Annotated in this window: 12 protein-coding genes; 7 read left to right on the plus strand and 5 right to left on the minus strand. The window is 73.0% G+C overall.

What is annotated here, in order from left to right:
• Nucleotides 1–41: 41 nt before the first annotated feature.
• From AC0NH5_RS00555 to AC0NH5_RS00565, 3 genes are all read right to left on the minus strand, one after another.
• Nucleotides 42–806 carry an L-type lectin-domain containing protein gene (locus AC0NH5_RS00555; RefSeq protein WP_474398566.1) on the minus strand — a complete coding sequence of 255 codons (765 nt, stop codon included), beginning with the start codon at nucleotides 804–806 and terminating at the stop codon, nucleotides 42–44.
• A 114-nt stretch (nucleotides 807–920) separates the two neighbouring features.
• Complete coding sequence (gene solA / locus AC0NH5_RS00560) at nucleotides 921–2,057, minus strand: N-methyl-L-tryptophan oxidase (RefSeq protein ID WP_474398568.1); 1,137 nt, start codon at nucleotides 2,055–2,057, stop codon at nucleotides 921–923.
• A gap of 8 nt (nucleotides 2,058–2,065) precedes the next feature.
• Nucleotides 2,066–4,396, minus strand: a complete 2,331-nt coding sequence (locus AC0NH5_RS00565; RefSeq protein WP_474398569.1) for a GcvT family protein — start codon at nucleotides 4,394–4,396, stop codon at nucleotides 2,066–2,068.
• 240 nt (nucleotides 4,397–4,636) lie between these two features.
• Here AC0NH5_RS00565 and AC0NH5_RS00570 point away from each other — a divergent pair, with 240 nt between their 5' ends.
• The 5 genes from AC0NH5_RS00570 (at nucleotide 4,637) to AC0NH5_RS00590 (ending at nucleotide 10,273) form a co-directional block, all read left to right on the plus strand.
• Nucleotides 4,637–5,428 (plus strand): glycerophosphodiester phosphodiesterase family protein, encoded by a 792-nt coding sequence (locus AC0NH5_RS00570; protein ID WP_474398571.1) that lies wholly within the window; start codon nucleotides 4,637–4,639, stop codon nucleotides 5,426–5,428.
• A gap of 261 nt (nucleotides 5,429–5,689) precedes the next feature.
• Nucleotides 5,690–7,147 (plus strand): hypothetical protein, encoded by a 1,458-nt coding sequence (locus AC0NH5_RS00575; RefSeq protein ID WP_474398573.1) that lies wholly within the window; start codon nucleotides 5,690–5,692, stop codon nucleotides 7,145–7,147.
• A 177-nt stretch (nucleotides 7,148–7,324) separates the two neighbouring features.
• Nucleotides 7,325–8,164: a siderophore-interacting protein gene (locus AC0NH5_RS00580; RefSeq protein WP_474398574.1), complete on the plus strand. Its 840-nt coding sequence runs from the start codon at nucleotides 7,325–7,327 to the stop codon at nucleotides 8,162–8,164.
• A gap of 71 nt (nucleotides 8,165–8,235) precedes the next feature.
• Nucleotides 8,236–9,426: a CynX/NimT family MFS transporter gene (locus AC0NH5_RS00585; protein ID WP_474398576.1), complete on the plus strand. Its 1,191-nt coding sequence runs from the start codon at nucleotides 8,236–8,238 to the stop codon at nucleotides 9,424–9,426.
• Between the two features lie 76 nt (nucleotides 9,427–9,502).
• On the plus strand, nucleotides 9,503–10,273 hold the full coding sequence (locus tag AC0NH5_RS00590) for a class I SAM-dependent methyltransferase (RefSeq protein WP_474398577.1): 771 nt from the start codon (nucleotides 9,503–9,505) through the stop codon (nucleotides 10,271–10,273).
• Nucleotides 10,274–10,336: 63 nt separating this feature from the next.
• On the opposite strand, the gene AC0NH5_RS00595 is transcribed toward AC0NH5_RS00590, so the two are convergent.
• The gene (locus AC0NH5_RS00595; RefSeq protein WP_474398579.1) at nucleotides 10,337–10,996 is read right to left on the minus strand and encodes a 4'-phosphopantetheinyl transferase family protein; all 660 of its coding nucleotides are present in this window, start codon (nucleotides 10,994–10,996) and stop codon (nucleotides 10,337–10,339) included.
• A 9-nt stretch (nucleotides 10,997–11,005) separates the two neighbouring features.
• On the minus strand, nucleotides 11,006–11,794 hold the full coding sequence (locus AC0NH5_RS00600) for a methyltransferase domain-containing protein (protein ID WP_474398582.1): 789 nt from the start codon (nucleotides 11,792–11,794) through the stop codon (nucleotides 11,006–11,008).
• A gap of 117 nt (nucleotides 11,795–11,911) precedes the next feature.
• On the opposite strand from AC0NH5_RS00600, the gene AC0NH5_RS00605 reads away from it, so the two are divergent.
• Together AC0NH5_RS00605 and AC0NH5_RS00610 are read left to right on the plus strand one after the other, a co-directional pair.
• Nucleotides 11,912–14,644, plus strand: a complete 2,733-nt coding sequence (locus AC0NH5_RS00605) for an ATP-binding protein (protein ID WP_474398584.1) — start codon at nucleotides 11,912–11,914, stop codon at nucleotides 14,642–14,644.
• A gap of 19 nt (nucleotides 14,645–14,663) precedes the next feature.
• Nucleotides 14,664–17,102, plus strand: coding sequence for a glycogen/starch/alpha-glucan phosphorylase (locus AC0NH5_RS00610; protein WP_474398586.1), 2,439 nt, complete (start codon nucleotides 14,664–14,666; stop codon nucleotides 17,100–17,102).
• The last annotated feature ends 353 nt before the right edge of the window (nucleotides 17,103–17,455 follow it).

The raw sequence follows: 17,455 nt of genomic DNA on the forward strand, positions 1-17,455 counted from the left end.
TGTGGCACCGGCGCCGGGGCGCCGGCGCCGGTGGTGCCGGCTCAGGAGAGCGGCGCGTCGACCGTCCAGTCGTAGACGTCCTGGCGCGCGGTGACCTCGCCGGTGGCGGCGGTGAAGCCGATCCAGGCGTTCTCGGTGCCGGCGCCCTCGGCCAGGTCGACCTTCTTCTCGAGCAGCAGCTTCTCGGTCGCGCCGGCGGACAGCGCCCGGACGTAGACCTTGAGGTTCGTGGTGTCCGCGTCGTAGCGCACCCGGGCCTGGAACGGCTTGCCGAACAGCGGGATCGACGACGGCGCGGTGGCCGAGTGGCGGTCCGGGTTGCCGCCGAGCACCACGGCGAGGTGGTTGCTGCTCGGGTCCGGCGTGTTCTGGTAGGTGTCGAACTCGACCGCGACGCTCTTCTTGATGCCGCGGTAGCCGAGACCGCCGCCCCAGCCGCCGAGCGCGCGGGGACCGGCGCCCTGTGCCAGGAAGGCGACGCCGTCCGCGCCGGGCTCGCCGTGGTGCAGGTACGCCTTGAACGACGTCTCGAACGACTCGGTCAGGTCGATCCGCTGCGTGGACCAGGCCGAGCCCGCCTGCTTGTAGCTGCCGTTGGTCAGCTCGATGACGCGCCGGTCGCCCCGCTGCGAGGTGACCGCGGCCGTGCCGTTGAGGGCGAGCGACTCCGCGTACCCGGCGTCGATCGGCCGCAGCGTCGAGGCGTCGCCGTCGGCGGCGAGGGCGTGGCCCGCGTGCACCGAAGCGAATATCGAGAGCAGGGCGGAGGCCAGGAGGCCGCCTCGCGCCAGTCTGAATGAACGCACGACATGCTCCATTTCAGTGGTTTTGCCCGACTAAGACCTGGCCAAAGGTAGGGCAGACCATGGAGCCGCGTGCGGGAGTCTTCGTTAATTACCCCCGATGGTTGTGACCGCGGGTCACCGCGCGAACCGGCGGGGACGGAACAGGCCGATCTGGTGCGCGGTGGTCCCGGTGAGCGCCAGATCGGCGAGGATCTCACCGATCACCGGGACGAATTTGAAGCCGTGACCGGAGAATCCACAGGCCACGGTGACCGCCTCGGCCGCCGGGTGGCGGCCGACGACGAAGTGTTCGTCGGGCGACGTGCTGTACAGACACGGTTCGCCGCGCAGCCACCGGCCCGGCAGGCCGGGCAGGATCCGGGCGGCGCCCCGGGCCATCTCGGCGATCTCGTCCGGATGCACGGTGGTGTCCAGGCCCTCCGGGGTGGTCTCCGTGCCGCGCCGGAAGAACGCGATCTTCACGCCGCCGTCCGGGCCGTCGATGGCCGGGAAGCCGTACATCTGGGCGCCGCCGGCAGGTTCCCAGATGTAGACCGGATGCCGCCCGGGCCGGAACGGCGCCACCCCGCCGCGCGGCTGGAACCAGTGCTGGACCTGCCGCTCCACGCGGATCGGCACGCCCAGATCGGCCAGCAGCCGCGGCGCCCACGGACCCGGGGTGATCACCAGGTGCCCGGCGGTGTGCACGCCGGACGCGGTCCGCACCCGCACCCCGCCACCGGCCGGCTCCCAGGACTCCATCGGCTCGTGGAAGCGCAGGTCGGCGCCGTGCCGGGCGGCCAGGTCGAGCTGCGCCAGCACGGTCCGCTCGGGCCGGACGAACCCGGCCCTGGCCTCGTAGAGCGCCACCTCGTCCGGTTCCGGCGCCATGGTGGGGAAACGCCTGCGCAGCTCGGTGGCGTCGAGCAGCTCGTGCTCCAGCCCCCAGTGCCGGGCGCTGGCCAGGGCGCCGGAGACGGTCCGGCTCTCCGGCCGCCCCACCATCACACCACCGGTCAACGTGATCACGTCCCGGCCGGAATCCACCGCCAGCCGGTCGAACAGCTCGTACGACCGCAGCAGCAGCGGAACGTACTCCGGGCCCTCGAAATAGGACTGCCGGGTGATCCGGGAGCCGCCGTGACTCGCGCCCCGGTCGTGACCCGGACCGAACCGCTCCAGCCCCAGCACCCGCTGCCCCCGCGCGGCGAGGTGATGCACGGCGGCGCTGCCCATGCCCCCGAGCCCGACCACGACCACATCGAACGGCACGCTGCTCCTCACCGCCGGAGACGCTCCGGTCCCTGATCCGTCAGCGGCTCGGCCGTCACCGTGGCGAGCAGCCGCCGGTCGAAGTAGCCGATCTCCACCTGGGTGCCGGCGACGCAGAGGGCCGACGGGAGCCAGGCGTACGCGGCCACGGCGGCGACGCTCAGCGCGTACCCCGTGGAGGTGACATGGCCGACCGCGAAGCCGCCGGCGTACACCGGCTCACGACCCACCGGGACGTCCCCGCCCGCCGCGAGCACCAGGCAGGCCAGCTGCCGGTCCGGCGGCGCAGCCGGCCGGGCCGCCGGGTCCACCGCCGCGCTCAGCCCGGCCTGGAACGGATCGTCCTCCGAGGTCACGTCGACGCCCCAGGCCCGCAGGCCACGCTCCAGCCGCAGGCTGTCGTACGCGATCCGCCCGGCCGCGATCAGCCCAGTCTCCGGGCCCGCCGCCCAGAGCGTGTCCCAGAGCCGCAGCCCGTACTCGGCAGCGGTCTGGATCTCCCAGCCGGCCTCGCCCACGCCCGGGATCCGCAGCACGGTCACCGGCACCATGCCCAGATAACCGCGCACCACCCGCATCGGCCCGTCCGCCACGAGGTCGAGGTCGGTGAGCGGGCCGACCAGGTCGGCGGCGCGCGGCCCCCAGACCCCGAGCGCGCAGGTGCCACCGGTGAGATCGCGGACCGTCACCCCGGCCGGCGCCCGGCGCAGCAACCGGTCCAGCGCCGGCGGCCCGATGCCGCCGATCAGGAAACGATCCGCCGCCAGCCGGGCCACCGTGATGTCGCCGCACACGCCGCCGGCCGTGTCGAGCAGCAGCGTATGCGTCACCACGCCCACCGGTGTGTCGACGTCGCCGCTGGTCAGCGTGTTGAGGAAGGAGACCGGGCCGATCACTTCGAGCCGGGCCGACGGGGTCGTGTCGAAGAGGGCGACACGCCGCCGGGTGAGCCGGGCCTCGGTCTCCGCAATCGGGGACCAGTGCCGGGCGGACCACTCGTCGCGCGGCCGGAGCTCCTCGGGTGGCGGGTTCGTCGCGTACCAGAGGGGTCGTTCCCAGCCCGCCACCTCGCCGAACGCCGCGCCCAGCTCGGCCTGACGGGGGTGGAACGGGCTGAGCCGCAGGTTGCGCACCGCCGGCGGATCGTGCGGGTGGACGATGTCGTAGACCTCGGCGAACGCGCGGATCGCCCGCTTGCGCACGTACGCCGGGGCCAGCTGGGCCTGGTCGAACCGGCTCAGGTGGCACTCGCGCAGGTCGATCCCGGGCCGGCCGTCGACCATCCACCCGGCCAGGGCCTTCGCGGCGCCGGCCGCATGGGTGACCCGGACCGCCTCGGCCACCCAGAAGCCGCTCAGGTCACGGGCCTCGCCGAGCAGCGGGAAGCCGTCCGCGGTGAAGGACAGGACGCCGTTGAAGGCCTCGTCGAGCGTGGTGCCGCGCAGAGCCGGAATCAGCTCGATCGCCGCGGACCAGGACTGCCGGAAGGTGTCCGGGGTGAACGGCAGCATCGACGGGTGCGCGTCGCCGGGCAGGTCGTCGAGGTCGACCGGCATCGGGTCGTGCAGATAGGAGCCGATGCCCAGCCGGTCGCCGTGCGCCCGCACATAGAGGTCCCGGTCGGGGTGACGCAGGATCGGCAGGTCGTCGCCGGCGCCGGCCGGGGTGCTGCGGACGTACTGGTGGGCCATCGGCAGCAGCGGGATCGGCACGCCGGCCAGCTCGCCGACCGCCGGCCCCCATAAACCCGCGCAGCTCACGACCACGTCAGCCGGGAAGGTGTCCTCGGCGGTGGCGACTCCGGTCACCCGGTCGCCGTCACGCAGGATCCGCGTCACGCGGCTGTTGCCGAGGAACCGCGCACCCCGCGCGATCGCCCGCCGCGCCTGGGCCTCGGCAGCCCGGACCGGCGACGCCAGACCGTCTCCCGGCACGTGCAGCCCGCCCAGGACCAGGGAGCTGTCCAGCAGCGGGAACAGGGCGGCGCAGACCGCCGGGTCCACGACCGACGACGCCACACCCCACGACTGGCCGAACCCGAACCGCCGGTGCAGCTCGGCGAGCCGCTCCGGGGTGGTCGCCACCTCCAGGCTGCCCACCGGCGCGAAGCAGCCGAGCTCGGTGTACCTCTCCGCCGTGTACCGCGCGAGCCGGGTCATGGTGCGCGACGGGTCGATCTGGAAGAGCAGACCGGGCGCGTGCGACGTGGAGCCGCCGGTCACCGGCAGCGGACCCTGGTCGAGCACGGTCAGGCCGGTCCACCCCCGAGCGGTCAGCTCGTCGGCCAGGGCACACCCGACGACACCGGCACCGATGACGACGACCCTGGGTGCCTGCATGCCGCCTACCGGCAGCGACTCGAGCAGCGCGGGACGAGCCGCAACAGGGCACTCCGGCGTGTGCCGAACCTGCGGGTCACGAGCCGCCGGTTCACTGTGCTCCGCCGCACCGAACCGTGCAGCACCCCGATCGCCTGAACAGTCATCTCCGTAACCTCGCCCGATCCTTCCGCGGCACGCTGTGGGAACAGGATCTTCACCAGTGCGGCGGTGGTCAATGGGCCGATCCGTCTTTTACTGATGCGCAACAAACCCCGGCATACTGCTGGCGTGGATCATCCGTACCTCGACGCGCCACAGCCACTGGCCTTCGCCCATCGCGGCGGGGCAGCGGCCGGTGACGAGAACACCACGGCGGCCTTCGAACGGGCCGTCAAACTCGGTTACCAATACGTGGAGACCGACGTGCACGCCACGTCGGACGGTGTGCCCGTGGTGATCCACGATCCGGCCCTGGACCGGGTGGCCGGCCGCGCCGGCCGGGTGGCGTCGCTGACCTGGGCGGAGCTCGCCACGGTGCGGGTCGGCGGAGCGGCCGCGGTGCCCCGTCTCGAAGAGATCCTCGACGCCTGGCCGGACGTGCGGTTCAACGTCGACGTGAAGGACGACCGGGTGGTCGCACCCGCCGTGGAGGCGGTGCGCCGGGCCGGCGCCGAGGACCGGGTGCTGCTCGCCTCGTTCAGCGACGCCCGGCTGTCCCGGGTCCGCGAGCTGGCCGGTCCCCGGGTGGCGACCTCGCTGGGGATCCGCGCGGTCACCCGGCTGTGGCTGGCGTCGCAGGCCGGCATCCGCCTGCGACTGCCGGAGTCGGTGGTCGCCGCCCAGATCCCGGTGCGGCAGGGCCGGCTGACCGTGCTCACCCCGCGGTTCCTGCGTTATCTGCACCGCCTCGGACTGGCCGTGCACATCTGGACGATAGACGATCCGGATGAAATGAATAGTCTTTTGGACACGGGGGTGGACGGCATCATGACGGACCGTATAGAAGTGCTGCGAGACGTTTATGCCGCGCGCGGCCTCTGGCCGGCCTGAGCCCTACCGCCGCGGTAGGCGTTAGGCTGACCTCCCTGGTCAGAGAATTTTGTGCCCGATCGCTTGAACCCCGGACATCATCCGTTCGGAGGATGCCGGGGGTTCAAGAATCGGTCCATATTTTTTTCTTAAGTTGCGTATAAGAATCCTTCTTGTTTCGCCCTGGAATTGATTTCTGTGAGCCCGCCCCTTAACGTCTGGGCGATCGGTGCGCCGACCGGCAACCGAGGTCCTGCAATTCGGGGAAAAGAAGGTCACGTGATGCGAAGCTCGGGTCACCGCCGAACCCGGCTCTTGGCCGCCGGCGCCGTCCTCACCGCCGTGGGTGCCGTCATCGGGTTCACCCAGTTCGCCAACGCCGCCGACAACAGCACCAAGGCGGCGACGGAGAGCGGCGCGGGCAAGGTCGTCGGCAACAACCTGACGATCCTCACCGACACCTGCATCGACAGCCGGCTCGAGGCGCACGACGGTTTCCAGAAGGGCGACCGCTGCGTCTCCACCGAGTTCGGCGAGGTCGGCTCCGCGGCGAACAACCCGACGCTGCTGATCACCCAGGCGCCGCGCGACGTCACCGTCGCCACCCCGTTCACCCTCCAGATCAGCACCCGCAACCTGATCCGGGACCGCTTCCTCGCGGCCGGCCAGGGTGGGTACTACGTGGAGAGCAGCGTTCTGCAGAACGGCCTGGTCCGCGGTCACTTCCACACCGCGTGCCGGATGCTGACCAGCACCGACGAGGCGCCCGACCCGGCGCCCGTCCCCGCCTTCTTCGTCGCCACCGAGGACAGCCGTGGCGGCGCCGAGCCGGACACGGTGAGCATCCAGGTGCCCGGCATGCCCGAGGAGGGCACCGCCCAGTGCTCGTCGTGGGCCGGTGACGGTTCGCACCGCACCCCGATGATGGAGCGCGCCAACCAGACGCCGGCCGTCGACTCCGTCCGCATCACCGTCCGCGCCGGTGGCCAGAACGGCGGCGGTGACGACGGCGGCCAGAACGGTGGCGGCGACGACGGCGGCCAGAACGGCGGCGGCGGGAACAACGGTGGCGGCCAGAACGGTGGCGGCGACAACGGCGATGGCGGCCAGAACGGCGGCGGCCAGAACGGCGGCGGGAACGACACCAACAGCGGTGGCGTCAAGCCGACCAAGCCCGCCGCGACCAACCCCGCGACCCGCCCCCCGGCCACGTCCCAGCCGACCACCAAGGCGACCACCAAGGCGACGACCGCACCGCCGCGGACCAACGCGACGACCCGTTCGTCCGACGACGAGCAGTCCGAGGGCAACAACAACGGCGGCAGCAACAACGACAGCGGCCAGAACGACTCGGCGCAACAGAACGAGTCGGCCCAGCAGAACGACTCCGCTCAGGAGAACGACTCGGCCCGGCAGAACGAGGACGCCGAGCCGGCTCGCGAGCAGGCCGAGCCGAAGAAGACCGAGAAGGCCACCGAGCCGGAGTTCGACGAGCCCGCGGCCGACCCGACCGACGGACCGGCCCTGGCCGGCGGCGACAACGGCGCTCCGGACGACTACCAATACGACTCCGGCGCCGGCAACGACGACAAGCAGCTGGCCGAGCCGCCCGCCGAGCAGAGCGGACCGTTCGCGCTGATCAGCAACAACATCGCCTGGGTCGGCGGTGGAGCGGTCTTCCTGCTGGTGATCCTGATCGTGGCGGCGTTCATGCGGAGCCGCCCCCGCAGCTGGCGCTGACCCCGCCACCAGCACCGAGGACGGGCCGGACCCTTCGGGGCCCGGCCCGTCCGTTCATCTGCCCACGCCGCTCATCAGGTGGGAGATTCCGCGGGACGGATGAGGTGGACAGGCAGAAAGCCATCAATAAGGGTAGCCTTACCTGCCGAGATCGTCCCCCGGCAGTGAGGTGCAGTCATGGCGAACCGCCCGGCGCGACCGGCCCACGAGGGCGTGGTGACCCGAGTCGAGCAGCTGACCCCGCACATGGTGCGTGTGGTGATCGGCGGTGATGCCATCGCCGGCATCGAGGCCGGGCAATTCACCGACCACTACATCAAGGTGCTGTTCCCGCAGGCGGGCGTGGACTATCCGGAGCCGTTCAACCTGAGCGCGATCCGCGAGACGATGCCGCGCGACACCTGGCCGATGGTGCGCACCTACACGGTGCGCAAGTGGCTGCCGGAGTCCGCCGAGATGTGGGTCGACTTCGTGGTGCACGGCGACCAGGGCATCGCCGGCCCGTGGGCGGCCCGGGCGCGGCCCGGCGACGCCTTCCGCTTCATGGGCCCCGGCGGGGCCTACACGCCGAGTGCCGACGCCGGCTGGCACCTGCTCGCCGGCGACGAGAGCTGCCTGCCCGCGATCAGCGCCACGCTGGAGCGGATGCCCGCGGGCGCGCCGGTGCGGGCGTTCATCGAGGTCTCCGGGCCCGACGAGGAGCAGAAACTGGAGTGCCCGGCGGACGCCGAGATCACCTGGCTGCACCGCGGCGCACGGCCGGTCGGCGAGCTGCTGGTCGACACGGTCCGCGGGACGGAGTTCCGGACCGGCCGGGTGCAGGCGTTCGTGCACGGTGAGGCGGCGTTCGTCCGCGACCTGCGCGGTTACCTGCGGCGCGACCGCGGCTGCGCGATGGACCAGCTGTCGATCTCCGGTTACTGGCGGCGCGGGATGAACGAGGACGGCTGGCAGTCCAGCAAGAGCGAGTGGAACGCCCAGGTCGAGCGCGAGCAGGAGACCGCCGCCCCGGTGTAAGTGGTGGTCCCCCGCTGTGACCGTACACACGCGGGCGTGTGACCAGGTCGGAAGAGGGCCATGATGGGCCCGTGGCGATCCGGGAGAAGCAGGCGGTCAGCCGCCGCCAGGGGCACCTCTTCACGCTGGTGGCGCTGGTCCTGGCCGCGGTGAACCTGCGGCTCGCGGTGACCAGCGTCGGCCCGGTGCTGACCGAGATCCGGGCCGGGCTCGGCATGAGCGGTGCGGTGGCCGGCCTGCTCACGTCCGTGCCCGTGCTGTGTTTCGCCTCGATCGGCCTGGCCGCGCCCCGCCTGGCCCGCCGTTTCGGCCCGTCGCGGGTGATCGCCGGTGGCCTCGCGCTGCTCGCCGTCGGCCTCGCAGTCCGGCCCCTGGCCGGCGGCCCGGCGCTGTTCCTGCTGCTGAGCGCGGTCGCGCTGGCCGGGATCGCGCTGGTCAACGTGCTGCTGCCGTCGATCGTGAAGGACAAGTTCCCGGACCGGGTCGGCGCCGTCACCGGTCTCTACACGATCGCCCTGAACGTCGGCGCGACCACGGCCGCTGCCGCGACCGTGCCCTTGACCGGCGGCTTCGGCGGCGACTGGCGGCTCGGCCTGGCCTGCTGGGCGCTGGCCGCGCTGGTCGCGCTGCCGCCGTGGTTGCTGCTGGCGCGTGACCGCGGCGCCGCGGGTGGTCCGGCTGCCACCCCGGATCTGGTACGCGTCAGCCGGCACCCGGTCGCCTGGGCCCTCGCGGTGTACTTCGGCATGCAGTCCACCTCGGCATACGTGATCATCGGGTGGCTACCGCAGATCTACCGCGACGCCGGCGTCGCGGCGGAGATGGCCGGCCTGCTCTTCGCGGTCACGTCGTTCCTCGGCGTCCCGCTCACGTTCGGGCTCTCCGCGCTCGCCGGCCGGACCCGCAGCCAGAGCGGCATCGCCCTGGCGCTCGGCCTGTTCGGCATCGCCGGGTGGGCCGGGCTGTGGGCCTCGCCGGCCGCCGCGCCCTGGCTGTGGGCCTTCCTCCTGGGCGTGGTCAACACAGCCTTCCCGCTGGTCCTCACCATGATCGCGCTGCGTGGCAGCAGCCCGGCGGTGGTGGTCCGGCTCTCCGCGTTCGCGCAGGGCGTCGGCTATCTGATCGCCATCCCGGGGCCGATCCTGATCGGCATGCTGCACGACGCCACCGGCGGCTGGCGGGCGCCGCTGGCAGTCATGACCGTCCTGATGGTCCCGCAGATCATCGCCGGCATGGCCGCCGGCCGAGACCGCCAGGTCTGACACCGCCCCGGCACGCCACAGTGTGTGAACTTCGGGCTCGTATGCGGGCCGAACTTCACACACTTAGAGTTCACCCATGGTGGTCTGGGAGTCCGGTACGGCCTACGAGGTCTATGTCGGCCGGTGGAGCCGCAAGGTCGCGCAGACCTTCGTGTCCTGGCTCGACGTGCCACCCGGCCGCCGCTGGCTCGACGTCGGCTGCGGAACCGGTGCCCTGACCGGGCAGATCCTCGCCACGGGCGGCCCCCGCCGTGTTACCGGCGTCGACCGCTCCACCGGCTTCCTGACCGCGAGCGCCGCGGACGCGACTCCCCTCTGTGCGGGCGACGCCACCGCCCTTCCCTTCGCCGATCGGTCCTTCGACGCGGTGGTCAGCGGACTCGTCCTGAACTTTGTCGAGCCGCCCGGCGACGCGGTGCGCGAACTCGCCCGGGTCGCGGCGCCGGGCGCGACGGTCGGCGCCTACGTGTGGGACTACGCGGGCGGCATGGAGATGATGGCCCACTTCTGGGCGGCCGCCGGCGAACTCGACCCGGCCGCCACCGCCCTCGCCGAGAGCCTCCGCTTCGGCTTCTGCCGCGACGACGTGCTCGCGGACCGCTGGACCGCGGCCGGCCTGCGTGACGTCTCGACCCGCCGGATCGAGATCGCGACCCGGTTCGCCGACTTCGACGACTACTGGCAACCGTTCCTGGGCGGGCAGGGCCCGGCGCCCGGTTATCTCGCCACCCTTGCGGCGGTGGATCGGGAAGCGCTCCGCGACCTGCTCCGCGCCCGTCTGCCCGTCCGCTCCGACGGTTCCATCCCGCTGACCGCCGCGGCCTGGGCCGTCCGCGGCACCGCTTGACCGACCGGGACACGAGCCGACTCAGGTCGTACGCCGGCGGGCCGGGGTGATGCCGCATCGCCGTCACCGGCCCACCCAGACCGCCGTGACCACCAGATCGCGCTCGATCAGGAAGCGGCCGCGCAGAGTGACGAGCGGCGGACCACCGTCGGTCCGGGCGCCGTCGATGCCGATCCGGCCGGTGAAGGCCCGGTCCACCCGGTCGATGTCGAGGCTGGCGTCGTCGAAGCCCAGCCAGCGCCCGGTCAGCGGGAACCAAGCCTTGTAGACGGCCTCCTTGGCGCTGAACAGCAGCCGGTCCCAGTGCACACCAGGTTCGGCCCGGGACAGCTCGGCCAGGTGCTCGACGTCGCCCTCGGCGGTCACCGAGCGGATCACCCGGGGCGGCAGCGGCGCGTGCGGCTCGGCGTCGATGCCCACACTCGCCACCTCGGCGGTACGCGCCACCGCCGCACCCCGGTAACCGGCGCAGTGGGTGATGCTCCCGGTCAGCCCGGCCGGCCAGAGGGGTTCCCGGCTGGGTCCGGGCCGGATCGGCACGGGCGGGTGCCCGAGCCCGGCCAGCGCCTCCCGGGCGCACCGCCGCGCGGTGACGAACTCCCGCCGCCGGCCCGGTGCGGCCCGCGCGATCAGGTCCTCCTCGCCGGGGAAACACTCCTCCCCCTCGACGTCGCCGAACGCCTCGGCGGTGACCACGGTCGACGGCAGCAGGGAGTCGAGCATGAGCGGATTTTAGGCGCGGCGTTTGTGCACGCTGATCAGCAGCGGCCACATCGCGGTGTGGTCGCCGTGCTCGGCCATGGCCCGGTCCATCTCGGCCGGCCACTGGTCCCGCTGCCGTTCGGTGACCACGCCGAGTGACACCGCGGCCGGCGCCACGCTGCGGTAGGTGGCGGCGAGCATCCCGCCGGCCCGGGCCATCGGCTCCATCCGGCCGGTCACCTCGCACCCGTCGGGTTCGCCGATGCCCGCCTCGGCGAACAACGCCGGCAGCCGGTGCCCGATCCGGATGTCCCGGCCGGCCGCCGCTAACGTGCCGAGGAAGACCCGCCGCCACTCGTCGACCACCGGCAGCTCCGGGTGGATGCCGACGGTACGCAGGTCGTAGTCCTGGACCACCAGGTGACCGCCGGGCGCCGTCCACTCCCACATCCGCCGCAGCATGGTCACCGGATCCGCCAGGTGGAGCAGCAGCAGCCGGGCGAAGACGAGGTCGAACCGCTCGGCCGCCGGGAACGCCAGGGCGTCACCCGCCACGAACGTGCACTGCTCGTGGCCCGCCGCGTGCAGCATGTCCACCGCGGCGGCGCCGAGCCCGGCGTCGAGGTCGAGGCCGACGACCGCGCCGTCCGGCCCGACCCGCTCGGCCATCAGCCGCATCGTCTCGCCCGGCCCGCACCCCACGTCCAGGCAGCGGGCGCCGGGCTTGAGGCCGGCCCGGTCGAGCATCGCCGCGGCCGGTTGTTCCCAGACCCTCGCCTGGTCCCGCAGACGCAGGTATTCCGCGCTGGTTCGTCCCATCACGTACATCGTGGCCCTCCCGGCTGTCGTGTTGTGTCGCCAGACTGGCCGCCGGCCCGGGCCCCGGACATCGTGGAGGCCGTACTGAGGTTTCGCCGGAACGGTCCGGAGGTGGGCATGGATCACGAGCTTTCCACGCTGGTGGCGGGCATGGCGGCGGCCGGCGCCGGCGCCGGCCGGCTCGTGGTGGTCGAGGGACCGGCCGGCATCGGGAAGACGACGCTGCTGGAGGCCGCGGCCGCCGCCGGGCGGGACCGCGGCATGGCCGTGCTCCAGGCCCGGGGCAGCCCGCTGGAACGGGAGTTCCCGTTCGGCATCGCCCGGCAGACCTTCGCCACCGCGCCGGACGACCCGGCCTGGAACCGGATCTGCCAGGGCCCGGCCGCGCTCGCCGGGCGGGTGCTCGACCCCGGGCCGCCGGATCCCGGGCCCGGGGCCGAGGCGATGCACGCCGCGGCGCACGGGCTGTTCTGGCTCACCGCGCGGTACGCCGCCGAGCGACCGGCGCTGCTCTGCGTGGACGACGTGCACTGGGCCGATCCGCCGTCGCTGCGCTGGCTGGCCGGGCTGGCCCGGGCGATCGGCGGGCTGCCGCTCGCGCTCGTCGTCGCCGCGCGACCGGACGCCGCGGCCGACGACGCGCTCGCCGAGCTACTCGCGACCGGCGAGCCGCTGCGGCTGAACCCGCTGTCCGAGGCAGCGGCCTCCGTGCTGGTCCACGCGGCTATCCCGGACGCGACCGCCACCCTCGCCGGCGCCTGCCATCGGGCCTCCGGCGGCAACCCCTTCCTGCTGACCGCCCTGCTCTCCGAGCTGGCGGCGCAGCCTCAGGACGCGGCCGCGGTCGACCGGCTCGGGCCGTACCGGGTGACCCGCTGGGTGGAGCACCTCCTGAGCCGGTTGCCGGACGGCGCCACCGCACTGGCCCGGGCGCTCGCGGTGCTCGGGCCCGGCGCGACACTGCGGGAGGCGGCGACGCTGGCCGGCCTCGACGGCGCGCGGGCGGCGACGCTCTCCGACGCCATGCGCCTCGCCGGTCTGCTCACTCCGGCCGCCGCGCCGACGCTGGCCCACCCGGTCGTGGCGACCGCGCTGCACGAAGGCATGGGCCCGGGCGCCCGCGAACTGTGGCACGCCCGCGCGGCCCGGCTGCCGTCGGCCGATCCGGAGCGGGCCGCCCTCCACCTGATGCGCACCGAACCCGCCGCCGAGCCGTTCGTGGTGGACCGGCTCCGCGCGGCGGCCGCGCACGCCACCGCCCGCGGCGCGCCCGGCATCGCCGCGACCTTCCTGCGCCGGGCCCTCGCCGAACCGCCCGGCGATCCGGCAGTCGACACCGCGGTCCGGCTCGATCTGGCGCTGGCCCTGTCGGCCGGGCGCGAGGCCGGGCCGGCCGGGCTGGCCCGGGAGGTGGTGGCCTCGATCCGCGAGCCGCAGGTCCGGGCCGAGTCGGCGCTGCGGTGCGGGCGGGCGCTCGCGCTGGCCGGTGAGCAGACGGCCGCCGCCGACCTGTACCGGCTCGTCCTTGACGACCCCGCCGGGGTGTCGCCCGCCGGGCTGGCCCGGGTCGAGGCCGAGTTCACCGCGAACGCCTGGACCGACAGCCGCACCCGGCCGGCCGCGGCGACACTGCTCGCCCGGTCCCGGGCCGCCGGGGTGGCGCCCGGGCTGTGGCGGGTGAACGCGATGGCCGAGGCGACCCTGGCCGGGCGCCCGGCGGCCGAGTGCCTCCGGCTGGTCGTCCCGCTCCTGGACTCCGGCGCGCTGGAGCGGGAGACCGACTCGCTGCTCCCCTCGGTCGCCGGCATCATGCTCGTCTTCGCCGAGGAGCCGGACCGGACCCGGGCCCTCGCGGACACCGTGATCACCCACGCCCGGGCCCGAGGGTGGCCCAGCACGGTGGCGCACGGGCAGTTCCTCCGTGCCCTGGCCGAACTGCCGGCGGCGAACGTGGACGCCGCCGCCGACGACGCGCGGGCCGCGCTCGACTTCAAGCTGCGCACCGGCACCACGCCGCCGGCCGCTCTGCTCTGGGCGCTGTACCCGCTGGTGGACGCGCTCGTCGAAGCAGACCGGGTGGCCGACGCCGAGGCCCTGGCCGATCTCGCCGAGCCACCCGAGCACGCGCTGACGTCACCACTGTTCCTGCAGAGCCGGGCACGGCTGCGGCTGGCGCTGGGCCGCCCGGCCGAGGCGCTGGCCGACCTGCTCGACGCCGGGCGCCGATGGGAGGCCCTGCGGGTGCGGCATCCGGGGGTGGCCGGGTGGCGGGCCGACGCGGTCCGGGCACACCTGGCGCTGGGCCGGTCCGCGGAGGCCGCGGCGGTGGCCGGTGCACACCTGGCGGCAGCCCGGCGCACCGGCGCACCGGGCGCTCTGGCGACGGCCCTGCGGGCGGCCGCTCTGCTCGGGGCGGGACCGCAACGAATCGAGCTGCTCCGGGAGGCGGTCCAGGTGTCGTCGGGCGGCCCGGCCCGGCTGGCTCACGCGTACGCGCTGCACGATCTGGGCGCGGCCCTGCGCCGGGCCAACCGGCGGACGGAGGCCCGGGAACCGCTGCGCGCCGCCTTGGAGATCGCCGCCGCCGGCGGCGCGAACCGGCTCGCCGGGCGCGCTCTGACGGAGCTGCACGCGGCCGGCGCCCGGCCCCGGCGGACCGCCCGGCACGGCATGGACGCGCTCACCGACGCGGAACGCGAGGTGGTGCTGCTGGCCGGGAACGGCCTGACGAATCGGCAGATCTCCGAACGTCTGACGCTGAGCCGGCGCACGGTGGAGACCCATCTGGCGAACGCCTACCGCAAGCTCGATATCCATTCCCGCAGCGAACTGCGGTCATCAGTAACGTGAAGGCGGCACAATGGGGCGCATGGATCTTCGCCAAGGGATCGGGCTGCGACGGCTGGGCAGGACCCCCGAGGACTTTCAGCAGGACCTGCTGAGCAACCTCTTCTACCGGCGGGGCACCACCGTCGAGTCGGCGAGCCCCCGCGACGCGTACGAGACGTTGTCCCTCACCGTCCGCGACCACCTCGCCGAACGCCGGGCCCGCACCGCGGCCGCGCACTACGCCAGCAATCCACGGTGGGTCTACTACCTCTCCGCGGAATACCTGTTCGGCGCCCAGCTCGAACAGAACCTCCTCTACTCCGGCACCGGCGACCTCGCGAAACAGGCGGTCAAGGCGCTCGGCTGCACCCTGGAGGAGATCGAGGGCCTGGACGTCGAACCCGGGCTCGGCAACGGCGGCCTGGGCCGGCTCGCCGCCTGCCTGGTCGACGCGATGGCCACCCGGGACATCCCGGCGGTCGGCTACGGCATCCGCTACGACTTCGGCATCTTCAAGCAGTCGCTGGCCGACGGCGCGCAGGCCGAGGGCCCCGACGACTGGGCGTTCCAGGGCAACCCGTGGGAATTCCCAGCGCCCGACGACCGGCAGACCGTCGGCTTCTACGGCCACACCGAGCCGATCCCCGGCTCGCCGACCCGCCGCCGCTGGGTGCCCGGCGAGGTGGTGCTCGGCGAGCCCAGCCACATGCTGGTGCCCGGCTACGGCACCGAGACGGTCAACATCGTCCGGCTGTGGCGGGCCCGGGGCAGCGAGGCGTCCTTCGACCTGAGCCGCTTCTCCGCCGGGCAGTACGCGGAGGCCGTGCAGGAAGCGGTCCGCGCCGAGAACATCAGCAAGGTGCTCTATCCCGACGACAGCACCGAGCTGGGCCGGGAGCTGCGCCTCAAGCAGCAGTACTTCCTCGTCTCCTGCTCGCTGCGGGACATCATCCGGCGGTTCCGGCTGCGCAACGCCGACTGGAACGACTTCGCCGACAAGACCGTCATCCAGCTCAACGACACCCACCCCACGATCGCCATCCCCGAGCTGATGCGGCTGCTCCTCGACGAGTACGAGCTGACCTGGGACCAGGCCTGGTCGATCACCCGGCGGGTCTTCGCGTACACCTGCCACACCCTGCTGCCGGAGGCCCTGGAGACCTGGCCGGTGCACCAGTTCGAGCGGCTGCTCCCCCGCCACCTGGAGATCATCTACCTGATCAACATGCACTTCCTGCGCGAGATCGAGTCCCGCTTCCCGGGCGACCACGACCGGCTGCGCCGGATGTCGATCATCGGCGAGGAGCCGGAGCGGCGGGTCCGGATGGCGCACCTCGCGGTGGTCGGCACCGAGGCCGTCAACGGCGTCGCCGAGCTGCACTCCAAACTGCTGCGCGAGACCGTCCTGAACGACTTCGCCGACCTGTGGCCGGCCAAGTTCCAGAACGTCACCAACGGCGTCTCGCCGCGCCGCTTCATCAAGCTCGCCAACCCCCGCCTCTCCGACCTGATCAGCGAGGCCCTGAACGGCGACGGCTGGCTCAACGACCTGGAACGCCTGGCCGAGCTCGAGGCGTTCGCCGACGACCCGTCGTTCGTGCAGCGCTGGCGCGAGATCAAGCGGGCCAACAAGGTCGACCTGGCAGCCGGCCACCCGGACTCGCTCACCGACGTGATGATCAAGCGCTTCCACGAGTACAAGCGGCAGCAGCTCAAACTGCTGCACATCATCACGCTCTACCACCGGATCCGGCAGGACCCGGGCGCCGACTGGGTGCCGCGCACCGTGCTCTTCGCCGGCAAGGCCGCACCGGCGTACCACGCCGCCAAGGACATCATCCGGCTGATCAACGCGGTCGGCGCCACCATCGCCGCCGACCCGGTCGTCTCGCCGCTGCTCAAGGTGGTCTTCGCCGAGAACTACAACGTCACCCTCGCCGAGCGCATCATCCCCGCCGCCGACCTCAGCGAACAGATCTCGCTGGCCGGCAAGGAGGCCTCCGGCACCGGCAACATGAAACTCGCCCTCAACGGCGCGATCACCATCGGCACCCTGGACGGCGCCAACATCGAGATCCGCGCCCGGGTCGGCGCCGAGAACTTCTTCCTCTTCGGCCTGGACGCCTTCCAGGCCGCCGAGATGCGCATGCGCGGTTACCGCCCGCGCGACTACTACGAACACGACGCGGAGCTGCGCGCCGCCCTCGACGCCGTCCAGGCGGGCGCTTTCGGCGGCGTCGGGTACGAGGTGGCGGGCGGCCTCCTCGGCTGGGACGAATACCTCACGCTCGCCGATTATCGCGGCTACATCGAAGCCCAGGACGAGGTCGAGCGCGTCTGGCGCGACCAGCAGCGATGGACCCGCATGTCGATCATGAACACCGCACACAGCGGCTTCTTCTCCGCCGATCGCACGGTAGCCGACTACGCGGCGCGCATCTGGCGCGTCTCGCCGGTGCCGGTCCCTCGCGAAGAATAATCATTTTGTACGCGTAATCGAAAGGCTCTCGAGAGTCACCGCGACCTCACTGCGACTCCGGACTGTGCAGCGACCGCCGGGCTGAGCTCGGCGGTCGCCCTTTTCCGCTCCCGCCACATCGACAGCCCCGCACGTCTCCCGCCTCCACCGCAGCTCACTCTCCGCACGTCATCCGCGCTGGCCGCGCCTCACCCCGCCTCGCCTCGCCACACGTCACCGTGTTCCCCACGGCGCCGGCCGGCCGGCTGGCACTCACGCACGTAAAGCGGCCCGGGATCATGCGTGAGCGCCAGCCGGCCGACCCGAGCCGGCAGTGCCGACCCGAGCCGGCAGTGACCGGCCGGGCCGGCGCT

The sequence above is a fragment of the Actinoplanes sp. 13 genome, assembly GCF_056134165.1.